Annotated in this window: 12 protein-coding genes and 1 tRNA gene; 12 read left to right on the top strand and 1 reads right to left on the bottom strand. The window is 69.0% G+C overall.

Features of this window, described 5'->3' with window-relative positions:
• The first annotated feature begins 94 nt into the window (after positions 1–94).
• The 4 genes from AB0N02_RS28450 to AB0N02_RS28435 all read left to right on the top strand — a co-directional run bounded on the left by AB0N02_RS28450 (position 95) and on the right by AB0N02_RS28435 (position 2,912).
• Positions 95–928, top strand: a complete 834-nt coding sequence (locus tag AB0N02_RS28450; RefSeq protein WP_363952641.1) for an SDR family oxidoreductase — start codon at positions 95–97, stop codon at positions 926–928.
• Between the two features lie 306 nt (positions 929–1,234).
• Positions 1,235–1,996 (top strand): nuclease-related domain-containing protein, encoded by a 762-nt coding sequence (locus tag AB0N02_RS28445; RefSeq protein WP_363952639.1) that lies wholly within the window; start codon positions 1,235–1,237, stop codon positions 1,994–1,996.
• A 229-nt stretch (positions 1,997–2,225) separates the two neighbouring features.
• Positions 2,226–2,299 (top strand) — tRNA-Lys (locus AB0N02_RS28440).
• Between the two features lie 421 nt (positions 2,300–2,720).
• Complete coding sequence (locus tag AB0N02_RS28435) at positions 2,721–2,912, top strand: hypothetical protein (RefSeq protein ID WP_363952637.1); 192 nt, start codon at positions 2,721–2,723, stop codon at positions 2,910–2,912.
• A 214-nt stretch (positions 2,913–3,126) separates the two neighbouring features.
• Here AB0N02_RS28435 and fxsT read toward each other — a convergent pair whose 3' ends face one another.
• On the bottom strand, positions 3,127–5,544 hold the full coding sequence (fxsT, locus tag AB0N02_RS28430; protein WP_363952635.1) for an FxSxx-COOH system tetratricopeptide repeat protein: 2,418 nt from the start codon (positions 5,542–5,544) through the stop codon (positions 3,127–3,129).
• A gap of 1,119 nt (positions 5,545–6,663) precedes the next feature.
• Here fxsT and AB0N02_RS28425 point away from each other — a divergent pair.
• The 8 genes from AB0N02_RS28425 to AB0N02_RS28390 form a co-directional block, all read left to right on the top strand.
• On the top strand, positions 6,664–8,472 hold the full coding sequence (locus AB0N02_RS28425) for a glycoside hydrolase family 15 protein (RefSeq protein ID WP_363952633.1): 1,809 nt from the start codon (positions 6,664–6,666) through the stop codon (positions 8,470–8,472).
• A 223-nt stretch (positions 8,473–8,695) separates the two neighbouring features.
• A complete protein-coding gene (locus tag AB0N02_RS28420) occupies positions 8,696–9,268 on the top strand; it encodes an RNA polymerase sigma factor (protein ID WP_363952631.1) in 573 nt (190 codons plus the stop codon).
• Positions 9,265–10,227 carry a CU044_5270 family protein gene (locus tag AB0N02_RS28415; protein ID WP_363952629.1) on the top strand — a complete coding sequence of 321 codons (963 nt, stop codon included), beginning with the start codon at positions 9,265–9,267 and terminating at the stop codon, positions 10,225–10,227. The genes AB0N02_RS28420 and AB0N02_RS28415 overlap by 4 nt, the downstream gene beginning before the upstream one ends.
• 341 nt (positions 10,228–10,568) lie before the next feature.
• Complete coding sequence (bla, locus tag AB0N02_RS28410; protein WP_363952627.1) at positions 10,569–11,588, top strand: class A beta-lactamase; 1,020 nt, start codon at positions 10,569–10,571, stop codon at positions 11,586–11,588.
• Between the two features lie 118 nt (positions 11,589–11,706).
• Positions 11,707–12,273 (top strand): cysteine hydrolase family protein, encoded by a 567-nt coding sequence (locus tag AB0N02_RS28405; protein WP_363952625.1) that lies wholly within the window; start codon positions 11,707–11,709, stop codon positions 12,271–12,273.
• A gap of 492 nt (positions 12,274–12,765) precedes the next feature.
• Positions 12,766–13,596 (top strand): helix-turn-helix transcriptional regulator, encoded by an 831-nt coding sequence (locus AB0N02_RS28400; protein WP_363952623.1) that lies wholly within the window; start codon positions 12,766–12,768, stop codon positions 13,594–13,596.
• Positions 13,587–13,793, top strand: coding sequence for a DUF397 domain-containing protein (locus AB0N02_RS28395; protein ID WP_363952621.1), 207 nt, complete (start codon positions 13,587–13,589; stop codon positions 13,791–13,793). Before AB0N02_RS28400 ends, AB0N02_RS28395 begins: the two co-directional genes overlap by 10 nt.
• A gap of 816 nt (positions 13,794–14,609) precedes the next feature.
• A partial coding sequence (locus tag AB0N02_RS28390; protein ID WP_363952619.1) for a hypothetical protein occupies positions 14,610–15,142 on the top strand: 533 nt, incomplete at its 3' end.

Here is a 15,142-nt window from a genome sequence, read left to right as displayed (position 1 = left end):
GAATCCTTTGAGGAGTTAATCGCTACATCTCTGTTGCAGTTATTTGCATAGCTGCTACCTTGACGGCACAGGAATGCGAGCAAAGGAGTTCGTGATGACCACAACCGCTCTCGTGACCGGCGCCTCCTCCGGCATCGGCCTGGAGTTCGCCCGCCAGCTCGCGGCCCGCGGTCACGCCCTCGTGCTGGTCGCCCGGTCCGTCGGGCGGATGGAGAGCCTGGCCGGGGAACTGCGCGAGGCGTATGGCGTGCGGGTCGAAGTCGTCGGTCAGGACCTCGCGGCACCGGACGCCGCGTCGCGGGTGGCCGGGGAGGTGGCGGCCAGGGGGATGACCGTCGACCTGCTCGTCAACAACGCGGGGTTCGGGACCGCGGGCCGCTTCGAGGAGATCCCCGCGGAGCGGGAGCGCGACGAGCTGATGGTCAACGTCGTCTCCCTGGTCGGCCTGACCCACGCGTTCGTCCCGGGCATGATCGCCCGCGGTGGCGGCGCGGTCGTCAACGTGGGGTCGGTCGCGGGATTCCATATCTCGCCATATTTCGCGACATATGCGGCGTCCAAGACCTTCGTCCTGAACTTCAGCCTGGCGCTGTGGAGCGAGTTCCGGGGCAGAGGGGTGAAGGTGCTGGCCGTCACCCCGGGACCGGTCGAGACCGCGTTCTTCGACGTGATCGGGACGAGGGAGGCGGCGATCGGGGCCCGGATGAACACGCCGGAGCGGATGGTCCGCAGCGCGCTGCGGGCCCTCGACCGTGACCGCGGCTACGTGGTGCCGGGGGCGGGCAACTTCGGCATGGCCCACCTCATGCCGAGGCGTCCGCGCAAGCTCATCGCGCTGATCGGGCGGATGGTCACCAGGAGGGTGGAGCGGACCTCCTCGGGCCTCCTCGGGGGCGGTGCGGCCGGCGCCGGGGCGGAGGCCGCCTGAGGGGCCACCTGAGGGGGGCTGCTTGAGGGGCCACCTGAGAGGCCGCCCGAGGGGCCGGCTGAAGGACCGCCTGGGAGACCGCCGTACCGGCCTCGTGGTCCTTGGTCATCCGTCCCCCATCGTGCGATGGGGGCGAGCATGCCGACCGGTCGGCTAAGGCATCGGGAGGGTATCCGAGTTGTGTTAGTTCCATCACCTTTGGAGGGTCCAGGATGACCCCACCCCCCGGGTGGGTATTTGATGTCCAAGGATCTTCGGTGTCGTGGATCCACGTGCCTGCCTGACCACTCGACTCGGGAGTTCGCTGTGCCCGGCGGATCGATCTACGTGACGAGCGAGGACCCGCTCCACGGGTTGTCGCCCCAGGTCATGTACGAGCAGTACTGGCGCAAGGAGGCCGGCCAGCGCTGGAAGATGCGCGGCGCCAAGGCCGCCGGAGGCCTGGTCGTCGGCCTCGTGCTGGCCTACCGGTTCGCCGTCCCCTCCCCCTTCCTGGCCGGGCTCGTCGTCGGGCTCCTGGTCGGTGCCGCCGACCTGTTCTGGGACCGCTACTCCTACGAGTCCACCGCGGTCTGGCGGGGCAGGCGCCGGGGTGAGACCATCACCGGCAGGCTGCTGCGCCGCAGGCTCGGCAGGCGCGGCTACCGGGTCCTCGACGGCCGTGCCGTCCCCGGTGAGGCGTCGATCGACCACCTGGTCATCGGTCCCGGCGGCATCTGGGTGGTCGACAACGAGGCGTGGTCCCCCGACACGGAGATCGCCCGGTACGGCGAGCGGCTCTTCTTCGGTGAGAAGTACGGCACGTCGGTCGCCAAGGCGCTCGTCAAGGCCGCGGACTCGCTGGCCGAGGTGCTCTCGCGCGAGTCGGGCGTCCCCGTGACGATCGAGCCGCTGCTCGCCGTCCACGGCGGAAAACTCCGGCGCACGGTCACCGCCGAAGGACTCACCCTGCTCAAGCCGCGCCTGGTGGCACGCTGGGTCCTCGCCGGCCCGCGCATGGAGCTCGACGAGGACCAGGTGGAACTGCTCGCCCGAACCGCCGCCCGCGTACTGCGCCGCATGGGCTGACCCCTCCTCCTTCGCGCTCCCGTCGTCCCCGCGGAAGTTCTCCGCGGGGGTTCTCCGCGGGGGTTCTCCGCGGGCCTTCACCGGGCCTCACGCGGAGCCCTCCACGGACCTTCGCGTTCCTCCCGGGGATCCGCCGCGGCCCCTCACCGCCTTGCGCGAGCCCGTCCGCCCGGTGATCTCGCCGGATTTCGAAGCCCTGTCGGATTGCGCTATTCTTCAAGGGCTTCAGGCGCCGCTAGCTCAGTTGGTTAGAGCAGCTGACTCTTAATCAGCGGGTCCGGGGTTCGAGTCCCTGGCGGCGCACATTGCGACCGAACAGCGCGTTCACGGGTTTCCGCGGACGCGCTGTTCGTTTTCCGGCCGTGCCGCTCTCCACCCGCCTGGAGATCCGGCCACCGCGGAGACCATCCGTGTCCCCGAGGATCCTCGGCCGGTCCGTGGTGACCAGGGATGCCTCGACCGAGGCGAAGCCCGTCGCGTGGCTGGTGCGGGGCGGTGAGCACGGGGAGCGTGAAGATCTGGCGTTCGAGCAGGGCCTGGTCATCGTCGGATGGAACGAGCTCGCGAGCATAGAGCACTGCACGGCGAGGGAGCGGCTCCGGCTGGAGCTGCGCCAGGTCTACCCGGATGTCACAGACAAGATCATCGGCAACTGGGCCGGGCAGCTCTGGCGTTTCAAGGAGCAGATCCAAACCGGTCATCTGATCGTCATTACGCCTTCCTCATGGGGCCGGAGGAGCGGTGGGCCAAGCTCGGATGGAGCATCGACCGAAAGCTGTTCCTCGATCGCCTGGAGGAGGTCCGCAAGACCCGCAACGAGCTGATGCACTTCACTCCCGATCCCCTCTCCGCGCAGCAGTTCGCCGCCGTCGAAGGGCTTTTGGAACTCTTGCGCACGGTCGACCCGCGCCCCTGAGGAGCCAGTGATGTCCGCGCGGTCACGAGAAGGCCCATCGCGGACGCTCACGTCCCCGATCCCGTGGACACCATGACCGTCCACCGGCCGGCGAGATCGGCTGTGGTCACGGTGCGGTGACCTGGGTGCGGTCCTTGGCCGAGCCGATGACCTGGCCCCGGGGCCTCGCGGCTGATCCTTTCAGGGACGGAGGATGGATCACCGGCTTCCACCGTCAGGCGAGGTGCCGAGCCGGAACGATCCGGCCTTCGCCGAGTGCGGTGAGGGCCTCAGACGTCGTGCGCGTGTCGGGATGATCTTCGCCGAGAAGCCGCCCTCGCGCCAGGAGCACCCGCTTGTATCCACGCTCGGCCTCCGCTGTCCGGCCCCGTGCCGCCCACACCCATGCGAGCTCGTGCTCTGTGGTCAGGGTGTCGGGATGGTCCTCTCCCAGGACCTCCTGTTGCCGGCGCAGAATATTGAGATACAGATGTTCGGCCTTTCTCCAGCGTCCTTGCCGGGCCGTCACCCAGGCCAGTTCGTGACGTGTGCTCAGGACGCGGGGATGCTTGTCGTGGAAAACCCGCTCGCGATCCCGGAGCGTCTGCTCGAGCACGACCTGAGCCTCGTCATACCTTTCACGGTTCGCGATCACCCACCCCAGCTCGTGACTGCTCATGAGCGTGTTGGGGTCGTCCGGGCCCAGGACCCGGCGCCGGACGCTCAGAACCTCCCGGTAGATCCCTTCGGCCTCCTCCCACTCCCCCCGGCCGGCAGTGACCCAGGCGAGCTCGTGCCAGGTGGCGAGAGTGTCGGGATGTTCGTCGCCCAGTACCCGTTGCCGGATCTGCAGAACGTCGCGGTACATCCTCTCCGCGACGTCCAAGCCGCGGAGGACGGCGACTTCCCAGGCGAGAAAATGGCTGGTGGTGAGGGTGTCCGGGTGTTCGTGACCGAGCACTCGGATACGCGATTCGAGGACGTCGCGGTAGATCTGCTCAGATTCGACCCAACGGCCCTGATGTGCCGCGATCATCGCGTACTCGTGGCGAATCGAGAGAATCGCCGGATGTTCGTCGCCGAGGTCGCGAAGGGCGTCGAGCGCCGTCTCACAGAGAAGCCGACCGGGCGACGTCGCCCCACTCAGTGTCAGCGCGCCCGCCACGCGCGGCACGAGCTCCGCGAGATCGGCGCGGCGGGAGATTCCGGCCTGCCCGGCGGTGACCTCGAGAACGGCCTGCAGATGCGGCACCAGCCGTGCGAAGAGGGGCCATGAGGAGGCGACCTCGGGGTTCAGGTGACCCAGAGAGTGAATCAACAGGTCGATCGCGCTTCGCCGGACGAGCTCCGGGTCGGGCTCGGCGGACTCCGGCGCGTTCCGGCCGGAGAGATGAGCCCGGTTGATATCGGTGATCATCGGATGAAGCGAGATGACGCGGTCCGACTCCGGCGAGTCCGAGATGGTGATCAGGTTCAGTCTTTCCAGGTCCCACAGTCCCCGCTCCAGCCTGTGTCCCGGATCGGAGTGGGGGGCGCCTTCCGCCCGCCCTGTCTCGTCCAGCAGTTCGGTGAGCATGACGGGATCCAAGATCTCCCAGGGAACCGGGGCGACCGGGGCGAAACACGACAGGAGCCGTAGCAGCGGGCGCGCCTGGGGTGTTCCGGCCGAGGCGAGGTCGTCCAGGGAGAGCTCCCAGGTCCGCATGATGAGGGTTCTGGTGTTCGCCCGCAGGTCGGGGAAACCCATCGTGTCGAGGGCTTCGTTCCGGTTCAACGCTTCGAGATAGGCGGAGAAGTCACGCCATCGGGCGAAGGAGGAGCCGAGATAGCGCCCTGCGAGTTGAAGGGCCAGGGGAAGGTGGCCGAGACGACGCGCCAGCTCCCGGGCGGCGTGCGGGGAACCCGCGCCCGGAGCGAGATCGCTCAGGACGCGCGCGGCCGACGTCTCGTCGAGCGGGCCGACCGGGATGAGCCGCGCGTCGCGTCCCCAGGTCCTGCGGTCGGAGTTCCGGCTGGTGACGATGACCAGGCCTCTGCGGGAGGGTCTCAGCCACGCCCGGCCGCTGCCGGTCTCCGCTCGGGCGCCGCCCTCGGAAGGGGCGTTCCGGTCGGAGACGGACATGACGTCGGCGTCGTCGGCGTTGTCGAAGATGAGCACCCACCGGCGCCGGCTGCGCTCCAGCAGCGCCCACAGACGGTCCGGGCCGTCGGACCTCCCGAGGGAGATGACCGTCCGGTCGGCCGGTGAGGCGCCCAGGCTGCGTGCCACCGTGATGAGACCCGTGGTGAGGGTCGATACGTCGACCGCCGAGATCCACCACACGTGGGGTCTCCGTCCCAGGCGCCTACGGCGCAGCCGGTCGGCCAGGGCGGCGGCGACGGTGGACTTTCCCGCGCCTCCCATTCCCACGAGCACCACGAAGGAATCCGGAGAACGCCGGACTTTTTTCTGCAGATCCTTCAGTAGTTTGTCACGGCCGTGAATCTCGGCGGGCAGCGTGCCGACCGGCGGTGAAACGGAGGATCCGGGAATTCCGTCGTCGGAAGCCGAGTCCTGCGCGTGCCGCGTTTCCGGTCGTGGCCGGAGGGAAAAGAAAAACCCTGCGCAGGCGACAATCGTTCCAGTGGCTGTCCAGAACAGTTCCGCGTCCAAAGTCCTCTCCGCGACGGGGCAGTGAAGATTAATCTCATGCTATTCGGAAAGTCAGGCGATCGGTGAGTGCCCGCCGGAGTGCCGCCGGCCCCGTCGTGACATCGGGGGACGGGGGCGGCCACGGACCGGCCGAGCGGTTGCCGCAGCTCCACTCCGCCGATCTCGCTTCGTACAGCAGGTGGTTCAGACCCCTCAGCGGCTTTTCCGAGGTTCGGCGAACGCGTCGTGGAGAGCGGTCGCAGACTCGTCGCAGAGTCTCTGTGTCGGCCTGTCCCAGGGCGATGCCGATGACCGTGGGGCTCGTCCGATCGAGCACGTTCCTGTGGAATCTCCGCCGGCCGTGATCCGACGGCCCGCTGTCGGTGATCAGAAGCGCGATGGGCCGGTTGACATGGGTGTCCCGGGAACGGAGGACCCTCATGTCCTGTTCCATCGCCTCTGTTGGGATCTGGAAAAGAGAGATGCAGTTGGTGCGGTCCTCTCTCGCGCGCAGGTGTGGGATCGACCGGAGCTCCGTCAGGTCGGACAGGGGTGGTAAACAGGGGTGGTAACAGGTCCGTGCCGTCCGAGAACGTCGGAACGGCCGCTCTCACGTGCTCGCCGAGATAGGGGCTGAACATCAGCTCGCCGGTCAGTTCGAAAAGCATTTCCTCCGCTGCGCCGGGCCTGGCCGACATGGATCTGGAGACAACCGTCACCAGGTGGACGGGAAGCACGTGGTGGGCAGCCAACCGTTCCTCCACAGAAGTCGACGAAAGGCGGGACGCGCGGGAGGCGATCGTCGCACGGTAAATCTCCGGCTTCCGGGTTCTGAACCCGGCCTTTTGAAAAAGAGATCCGGTCGTCACATGGCGGGGCTCGGCGCGGCCCGTCGGCGGCGAACGCCGCGCCCGCCGCGGGGCCTGAGGGCGGCGGCCGGGACGATCTGGAGGCCGGCCGTTCGGGGCGGGCAGGAGGCAAAAGCGCTGTTCTACAATGCCTGAAAGGGACATTATCGGCGAATGCTCTCACCGAGGTGTCCGCCGTCCTTCGGGGCCGTGCCGGTGGCCGCCGAATCCGGGCCCGCTGCGGGGTCCGTGAGATCCGTGATCCTCACCCGGCGGTTGGCGAGGTGCGCCCTTGAGCACGCGAGCGATCAGTGACCACGCCATGCTGTCGGACTGCCGGTCCGCCGCCCTGATCACCTCGGACGGCTCGGTCGACTGGCTCTGCCTGCCCCGATTCGACAGTCCCGCGATCTTCGCCCGGCTGCTCGACGAGAACGCCGGGCACTGGTCCATCCATCCCGTCCGCTCCGCCGAGGTCGCCCGCAGGTACCTCGACCAGACGCTGGTGCTGGAGACCACCTTCCACTGCCGGGACGGGACCGCGGTGCTCGTCGACGCGCTCGCGCTGGGCAACCGGGAGCGCGGCCACGCGCTGGGCGCGGCCTCGCCCGGTCTCCTGCTGCGCGAGGTGACCTGCGTCGAAGGACAGGTGACCATGGAGACGGTGTACGCGCCCCGCCCCGAGTTCGGGCTCGTCCGGCCGCTGATGGAACAGGTCCGCGGCGGGCTGGTCGCGCACGGGGGCGCGAACGTCCTCACGCTGTCGTCCCCGGTCCCCCTGCGGGTGAGCGGCTCGACCGCGCACGCCACGGTGACGCTGAAGGCCGGGCAGCGCCTGTGCATGGCCCTGCAGGTCAGTTCCGGCTGGGCGCCCGACCCGCCGCTCAGGAAATCCCGGCACGTCCACCGCCGCATCGGGGACACCGTCGCCGGGTGGCGCTCCTGGGCCCGGTCCCACCTCGGCTACCGGGGCCCCTGGCAGGAGGAGGTCGACCAGAGCGGGCGGGTGCTGCGGGCCCTGACCTTCGCCCCCACCGGGGCTATCGTCGCCGCGGTCACCACCTCCCTGCCCGAGAGCGTCGGCGGTGAGCGCAACTGGGACTACCGCTACGCCTGGGTCCGCGACACCAGCTTCACCCTCCAGGCCCTGGCCACCGCGACGTGCGAGGTCGAGGAGGCCGAGTTCTTCACCTTCCTCGCCAGGGCCTCGGTCACCCAGCTCGACCAGGGGGCCGACCTGCAGATCATGTACGGCGTCGGCGGCGAGCGCGACCTCAGCGAGCGGCCGCTGCCCCACCTGACCGGCTGGCGGGACAGCGCGCCGGTGCGCGTCGGCAACGACGCGTGGAGACAGCGCCAGCTCGACGTGTACGGCGAGCTGCTCGACGCGGCCCGGCAGCTCCACCGCGACGCGCGCCCGCTCGACGAGCTGACCCGCTGCTTCCTGACCGGCGTGGCCGATACGGCCGCCCGCCGCTGGGAGGAGCCCGACCAGGGGATCTGGGAGGTACGGGGTTCCGGACGGCACTACCTGCACTCCAAGCTGATGTGCTGGGTCGCCATGGATCGGGCCGTCGAGCTGGCCTCCGCCCTGGGCGCCGCCGACCGGGTCGCCGAATGGAGGCACACCAGGGAGCGGATCCGCGAGGCGATCATGACGCACGGCTGGAATCCCGAGGTGGGCGCCTTCACCCAGGCATTCGGCTCCGAGGACCTGGACGCCGCCGCGCTGATGCTGCCCATGGTCGGCTTCCTGCCGGGCGACGATCCCCGGGTGCTGGCCACCGTGGACGCCGTCGCCACGCGGTTGACCGACGAACGCGGCCTGGTGCACCGCTACCGCGCCGCCGACGGGCTCGCCGGAGACGAGGGCACGTTCCTGCTCTGCACGTTCTGGCTCGCCCACGCCCTGGCCCTCGGCGGACGGCGCGAGCCGGCCACGCGGGCGTTCCTGACCGCGGCGTCCTACGCCAACGACGTCGGCCTGCTGGCCGAGGAGGTCGACTCCCTGACCGGGGAGCCCATCGGGAACTTCCCTCAGGCCTTCAGCCACATCGGCCTGATCAACGCCGCCGAGGCCATCCGTGCCGGCGGCGGGTGATCCGGCCCTCCCCGGCGGGCGGGACCTCACCGGTCCACCACCGAGGGCGCGATCCGGGGCGCCGTGAAGGTGTGCGACGCTCGGGGCGTTCCCCGGGAGCCGCCCGGTGGCGCGCCCGCCCCTGGCCTGGCGCCCGAGGCCGTACAGCACGGCGGCGCGGGACGGAGGCCGTCCTGTGACGCACGTCATAGGAACCCGGCGGAGGCGGCGGACAGGTACGGATGTGGAGCAACGAACAACGCGTACCCGGCTCAGATCCGGGGACCCAGCCGCTTTCAGTGAGCTGTTCGACGAACACGCACAGGCGATCTACCGCTACGCCGCCCGGACCACGGGGGACTGGACGGCAGCGGACGACGTGGTGTCCCTGACCTTCCTGGAGGCGTGGCGGCTGCGCGGACAGCTGAAGCCCGAAGGCGACGGCGTGGGCCCGTGGCTTTTCGGCATCGCCACCAACGTGATGCGAAACAGGGCGCGCGCCGCCCGGCGGCACAGGGCCGCGCTGTCCCGGCTGCCGGATCGCGACCCGGTGCCCGACTTCGCCGACGAGGTGGTCGGCCGGTTCGAGGACGCCGAGAAGCTCGCGGCCGCCCGCGCGGCGCTGGCCAGGCTGAGCGACACCGATCGGGAGATCATCACGCTGTGCGTCTGGGCGGGGCTGGACTACGCCGGTACGGCCGAGGCCCTCGGGATCCCGGTGGGCACGGTGCGCTCCCGGCTGTCGCGGGCCAGGACCCGGTTGCGTGAACTCACCGAGACGACGATGCACAGGACATTCCAGGGGGAGAAGCGATGAACGCCGAGATCGAGGACCTTGCCCGCATGCTTCCAGCGGGGGAGCCGGAACTGTCGCCGATGCGGCACCGCCAGCTGAAGAACCACTTCGAGCGGGAGATCACCCGCTCCCGGACCCGGCCGCGGATCCGCCTGCTCTCGCTGCTGACTCCGGTCGCCGCCGCCGGCGCGGTCGCGCTGGTCGTGGGATTCCAGGCGCTGGGCGGGGGGACCGACGCGCCCACGGAGAAGATCGCGTACGTCCCGGCACCGATCATCAAGGTGCAGCGCGCCACCACCGGGGACGTCGCCGCGACGCTGAACCGCATCGCCGACGCCGCCGCGCGCGAACCGGCCGTCGCGATCCGCCCGGACCAGTACGTCTACACCGAGAGCATGGTGACGAGCACCCGGCCCGAGCAGCAGAAGACCTTCGACGGTCCCGTCGAGCTGATCGCCCTCCACAAGCGGCGGACATGGATCCCGCAGGACGTGGCCGAGGAGGGGCTCATCCGGGAGAACGGCCGGGACATCCCCCTGAGCCTCGCCGGGGACGGGCTGAACTACGAACGGCTGGCCCAGCTGCCGACCGATCCGGCCGCGCTGCTGGAGTGGCTCTACGCCCGGCAGGAGGACCGCGATCCCCTGCGCGCCTTCAGCCAGATCCAGGGCCTGATGAGCGAGACGGTCATCCCGCCGGCGACCCGTGCCGCGCTCTACCGGGCGACGGCGCTCATCCCCGGCGTGCGCCTGGTGCCCGCCTCGGTGGACGCGGCGGACCGCGAGGGCATGGCCGTGGCGTTCGACGCGGACGGGGAGCGCGTCGAATGGATCTTCGACAAGGGCACTCTCGCCTTCCTCGGGACGCGCGACTACCTGATCGCCGACTCCGGCCGGGGTAAGGCCGGAACCCTGCTGAGCTCCAGCGCCGTCGTGACCCAGAAGGTCACCGACCAGGCGGGTGACCCCGGCTCCGAGTGACCCCGCCCCGGCCCGGCATCCGGATCAGACTCGGCACCCGGATCAGGCCCGGCATCCGGATCAGGCCCGGCATCCGGATCAGACCCGGCATCCGGATCAGACCCGGCATCCGGATCAGAGCCGGTCTGAATCTTCAGGCCGGCACCCGGATCAGGGCCGGTCCGGGTCTCTGGGCAGGGCTCGGTTCGGGGCCGGTTTCCGGCTCAGATTAGGGGAAACCCCCGGCTCACCTGCAGTGATATCCATACCGCTGTCGCACCGTTCCTCATGTCGATATTGGACGCCGCTCGGCCGGCTCTGCTTTGCTCTTGCCCTCCGCAGGGCGAGAGAGAGGACATGGAATGCGAAACCGTACGGGCAGCCTTTCCACGGCCACGAAGGTCGCCGGACTGCTGGTCTCGATCACGGCGGGCGTCGCGGCATGCGGTACGGACACCGTCCCGGCGGGTGTCCACGTGGCTCCACGGGCCGGAGCGGCCGGCACCGGGGTGGCCGACGCCGGTGAGTGGGGCCCCCGGAGCGCGCTCGCCTCCTCCCGGACGGTTCCCGGCGAGGCCGAGGCCCACCGGAGGCTCCGCGCGCTGGAGGCGTCGTTCAAGGGCCGCATCGGCGCCTACGCCCTCGACACGGCCACCGGCCGGACGGTCGCCTACCGGTCCGGGGAACGCTTCCCGCTGCTGTCCACCTTCAAGACGCTGGCGGCCGCCGCCGTGCTCCACAGGGCACGCACGTCCGACCCGGGACTCATGGACCGGGTCGTCCGCTGGAAGCGGAGCGACCTGAAGCCGAACTCGCCGATCACCGAGAAGCACGTCGACGACGGGCTGACCGTCGCCCGGCTGTGCGAGGCGGCCATCACCCGCAGCGACAACACCGCGGCCAACATGCTGCTGAAGCAGATCGGCGGACCGGCGGGGCTGACGGCGTACGTCCGCACGCTGAAGGACCCGGTCTCCCGCCTGGACCGCTGGGAGACCGACCTCAACCGCTGGAGCCCGAAGGAGAGGCGGGACACCACCACGCCCGCGTCCATGGCCCGTGACCTTCGGGCGCTCACCTTCGGCGACGCGCTCGCCGCCGAGGACCGGGCGAGGCTGGACGGTTGGCTGCGCGCGAACAAGACCGGCGACGGGCGCATCCGTGCCGGGCTGCCTAAAACCTGGATCATCGGCGACAAGACCGGCACCGCCACGGCCTACGGGGCCGCGAACGACGTCGCCGTCATCCGGACCTCGGAGTCCGCCCCGCCGTTGATCATGGCCGTCTACACCACCCGCCTGGCCGCCGACGCCCCCGGAGACGAAAAGGTCATCGCCGACACCGCCGCCGTTCTCGCGCGCGCTCTCGGCAGGCTTCCCTGACCCGTCCGTACCGCCCATGCGGCGCGGCCGGTGGCCCGATCTTCGCCCGGTCTTTGTCGGCGGCCCGGTCTACCGTGGGGGCGCCAGCAGGATCCGCGACCAGAGACGGAAGGTTCCCATGACGACCCTGCCCGACAGGCCGAACACCGCGCTGCTCGTCATCGACGTCCAGAACGGGGTGATGGCCGGTGCCCACGACCGCGACGGCGTGATCGCGAACATCGACATCCTGGTCGGCCGGGCCCGCGAGCAGAACGTGCCCGTGTTCTGGGTGCAGCACTCCAGCGAGGAGCTCAAGCGCGACAGCGAGAGCTGGCAGTACGTTCCGGAGCTGGTCCGCCGAGACTCGGAGCCCCTCGTCCACAAGAACTACGGCGACTCGTTCGAGGACACCGACCTGGAGGCGCTGCTCGCCGAGCACGGGGTGGGCCGGGTCGTCGTCACGGGCGCCCAGACCGACGCGTGCGTCCGCTCCACCCTCCATGGAGCCTTCGTCCGGGGTTACGACGTGACGCTGGTCGGCGACGCGCACACCACGGAGGACCTCAGCGAGTACGGCGCGCCCGCCCCGGAGCAGGTGATCGCGCACACCAACCTCTACTGGCAGTGGCAGAGCGCACCCGGACGCCGCGCCGGGACCGTCGCCACGGCGGAGGTCACCTTCGCGGCGGCCGACACGGACTGAGACACGGGAACCTCGCCCCCGGTGTGAACCGCCCCGCTCTCGCGGGCGGTTCACACCGGGGCCGTTTTTCGATCTTCGCCGTGGCGGGTCGCGGCCCCCTTCCTCCGCACGGCATCTGCCGTCGTTCGGGGCGCCGGTACGGCGAGCGGCGGCATTGAGCGGATCGGCGCCGATGAACGGCGCGCGACCCGGCGCATGTTCCTCCCGTTCACCGTGCCACCTCTCCGCCGACCCGAATCAAGACGTGAGAGAACGGCGCCCCGGCCGTGGGGCGCTTTTCTTGTTTCCGGTTTCGGGGGCGCCGGATGGCCTTCCTATATTTGCTTTCGGAGGGGGAGAGGGTGTGTTTAGACTGCCTGCGTGGCAGGTCGACGCGAGATGGATTCACAATCCAGGCCAGGACGGATAATGACAGCCCCTGGTCTGACGTGATCTGAATTCGGTTTGCCGCCCAACTGGAAAATCCGCTTTTCGCTGATCGGGAGGAATGTGATGGGCGTCGAGCCGTTCCCCGACCCCGGCTCCCCTCGCGCGCGTTTCGGAGCCGAGATGCGCCGCCTCCGAGAGGCCGCGCAACTGTCGCAGGGCGCCGTCGCCTCCCGTCTTGGCTGCACCCAGACCCAGGTCAGCCGCCTGGAGGCCGCAACCCGCACGCCGTCGAGATCCGACGCGGAGAAACTGGACCGCCTCTTCGGAACGGCCGCCGATGCCTTCTTCGCGAGCCTCTACCAGCGCATCACCGCCTCCCGCGACGGCGGGCCGACGTGGTTCATGGGCTGGGTCGACGAGATCGAGCCCGCCGCGAACGTTCTCCGCTCGTGGGACCCTCTCCTCGTTCCGGGCCTCCTCCAGACCGAGGCCTACGCCCGGCACATCTTCAGCCGAGGCCCCGCGACCACCCCCGACGAGGTGAACGGAAACGTCGAGGCTCGCATGCGACGCCGCCGGATCCTCGACAGGGACGACCCGCCCCTGCTCCTGGTCCTCATCGACGAGGGCGTACTGCGCCGCCGGGTCGGAGGCCCTGAGGTGATGCACGAGCAGCTCGGTCACCTGCTGGACATCGCCGAGAGTCCTACGGTCTCCATTCAGGTTGTCGACCCCGAGTGCACAGCGGGCCTGCTGAGTGCCTTCATGATCGCCGAACTCCCGCACGGTCGGCCCGACACCATTCACGTCGACTCTCCGGCCGAAGGACGGGTGACGACGGATCCGGCCCTTGTGGCCTCGATATGGAAGCGATATGAAGCGATACGCCATTGTGCTTATCCTGGCCATATGTCCCTCAAAATGATTGAGGAGGCGAGGCGGAAATGGACCTGAGCGCAACGGTGTGGCGGAAGTCGTCGCGTTCCGGAGACAACGGTGGGCAGTGCGTGGAGGTCGCCGGCAATCTGCCCGGGGTGGTCGCGGTGCGCGACAGTAAGGATCCGGACGGTCCGAAGCTGCTTTTCACCCCCGCCGGGTGGCGGACCTTCGTCGGCGGCGTCAAGTCCGGAGACTTCGACCGGCTGGCCTGACCGTCGCCGGGGGCCTGTTCCGTCACCTTATTCCGGCAATGGTGTTGTCCTCGATGTGTCGCAGGCCCCTGTCTGGTTTGTTCCAGTCAGGGGCTTTTAGTTGGTAGTGGTTCCAGGCGGGGCCGGGATGGCGCGCCGCCGAGTTGTGCATGGGCCGCGTCGAGTGAGGACGGCCGACCGCCGGAGTGTGAAGGCTCTGACCTTGGCCGACTGTCCTTACCGGATCGGACCCGGCCCGGTGGCCGGTGCGCTCGCCCGGTGCGGTGTCCGCCGATCCGCTGGCGTCACCTGTCTGCCCCCTTGCCCGTCACCTTCACGATCGGGGACGGCTGCGTGGCGCCTAAGCGCGTGTTTTACGCCGTTGTGTGCCACATCAATATTAGTCCGATTTAGTTGGGATAAGCACCCTTTGTGGAGTGGGTGATCGGGCTGTCAGGTCTGCTCGCCGGTGGCGTATGGCCGCATTGTGGTACGAACGTCCCTCACCCCAATAAGTCCTCCCAGACGGATCGTTTGCCTGGAATGCGAGTTGTCGGATTTGGGGCTTAATGTTTGCGGTTGCGGCTATTTTCTGAAAACATCGCAAACTTGATGACATTACATCTTGACGTAGGTATGTGCAAGTTAATAGACAAGTCCGACATCATCAATAAAGAGATAATCGAGCAAAAGAAGCGACAATCACTGTTTGTTGCGTGATGCGGGAGGAAAACAAAGAGGCGCAGGGTGATCCGCAAGGGTCGTCGGGGGCGTTTTCCGGCCGATTCGGAGAACGTCGAAGCAGGGGGCAACCGATCCTTTCAAGGGGGACACGTAATGTCCAAGCTCAAGAGCGCCGTTGTGGCGTTCGCCGCCAGCAGCACAGTGCTGACAGGCGGTCTTGTCGGCCTCGGTGCCGTGACCACCGTCACCACGGCCGGCGCCAGCGTGGCTCTGGCCGGCTGCAACGGTAGCTGTGGGCATGTGAGTTGGCGGCGCCAGCTGCTAGAGCAGTTCCAGCGCCAGCGGCAGTTGCAGCGTCAGTTCCAGCGCCAGCTGCAGAACCAGTCGCAGAGGCTTGACCAGAAAGTCGAGTTCCACCTGGACACGTCGGCCGACGCCCACAGCCTCGCCGACGCCATCGCCAAGCAGAAGGCCGAGGCGGAGGCCAAGCAGAAGGCCGAGGCTGAGGCTGAGGCCAGGAACGAGGCCAGGAACAAGGCGGAGGCCGAGGCCAAGAACAGGGCGGAGGCTGAGGCGGAGGCCAGGCAGAAGGCTGAGGCTGAGGCCAGGAACGAGGCCAGGAACAAGGCGGAGGCCGAGGCCAAGAACAGGGCGGAGGCTGAGGCGGAGGCCAGGCAGAAGGCTGA

The sequence above is a fragment of the Streptosporangium sp. NPDC051022 genome, from assembly GCF_040683035.1.
Lineage (GTDB): Bacteria > Actinomycetota > Actinomycetes > Streptosporangiales > Streptosporangiaceae > Streptosporangium.
The sequence above is the reverse complement of the archived record's forward strand: the minus strand, read 5'-3'. Positions and strand labels throughout refer to the sequence as shown.

Coding starts and splice junctions, on each gene's coding strand:
- AB0N02_RS28450 (WP_363952641.1), top strand. CDS start 95: ATGACCACAACCGCTCTCGTGACCGGCGCCTCCTCCGGCATCGGCCTG.
- AB0N02_RS28435 (WP_363952637.1), top strand. CDS start 2,721: ATGGGGCCGGAGGAGCGGTGGGCCAAGCTCGGATGGAGCATCGACCGA.
- AB0N02_RS28415 (WP_363952629.1), top strand. CDS start 9,265: ATGAACGCCGAGATCGAGGACCTTGCCCGCATGCTTCCAGCGGGGGAG.
- bla (WP_363952627.1), top strand. CDS start 10,569: ATGCGAAACCGTACGGGCAGCCTTTCCACGGCCACGAAGGTCGCCGGA.
- AB0N02_RS28405 (WP_363952625.1), top strand. CDS start 11,707: ATGACGACCCTGCCCGACAGGCCGAACACCGCGCTGCTCGTCATCGAC.
- AB0N02_RS28400 (WP_363952623.1), top strand. CDS start 12,766: ATGGGCGTCGAGCCGTTCCCCGACCCCGGCTCCCCTCGCGCGCGTTTC.
- AB0N02_RS28395 (WP_363952621.1), top strand. CDS start 13,587: ATGGACCTGAGCGCAACGGTGTGGCGGAAGTCGTCGCGTTCCGGAGAC.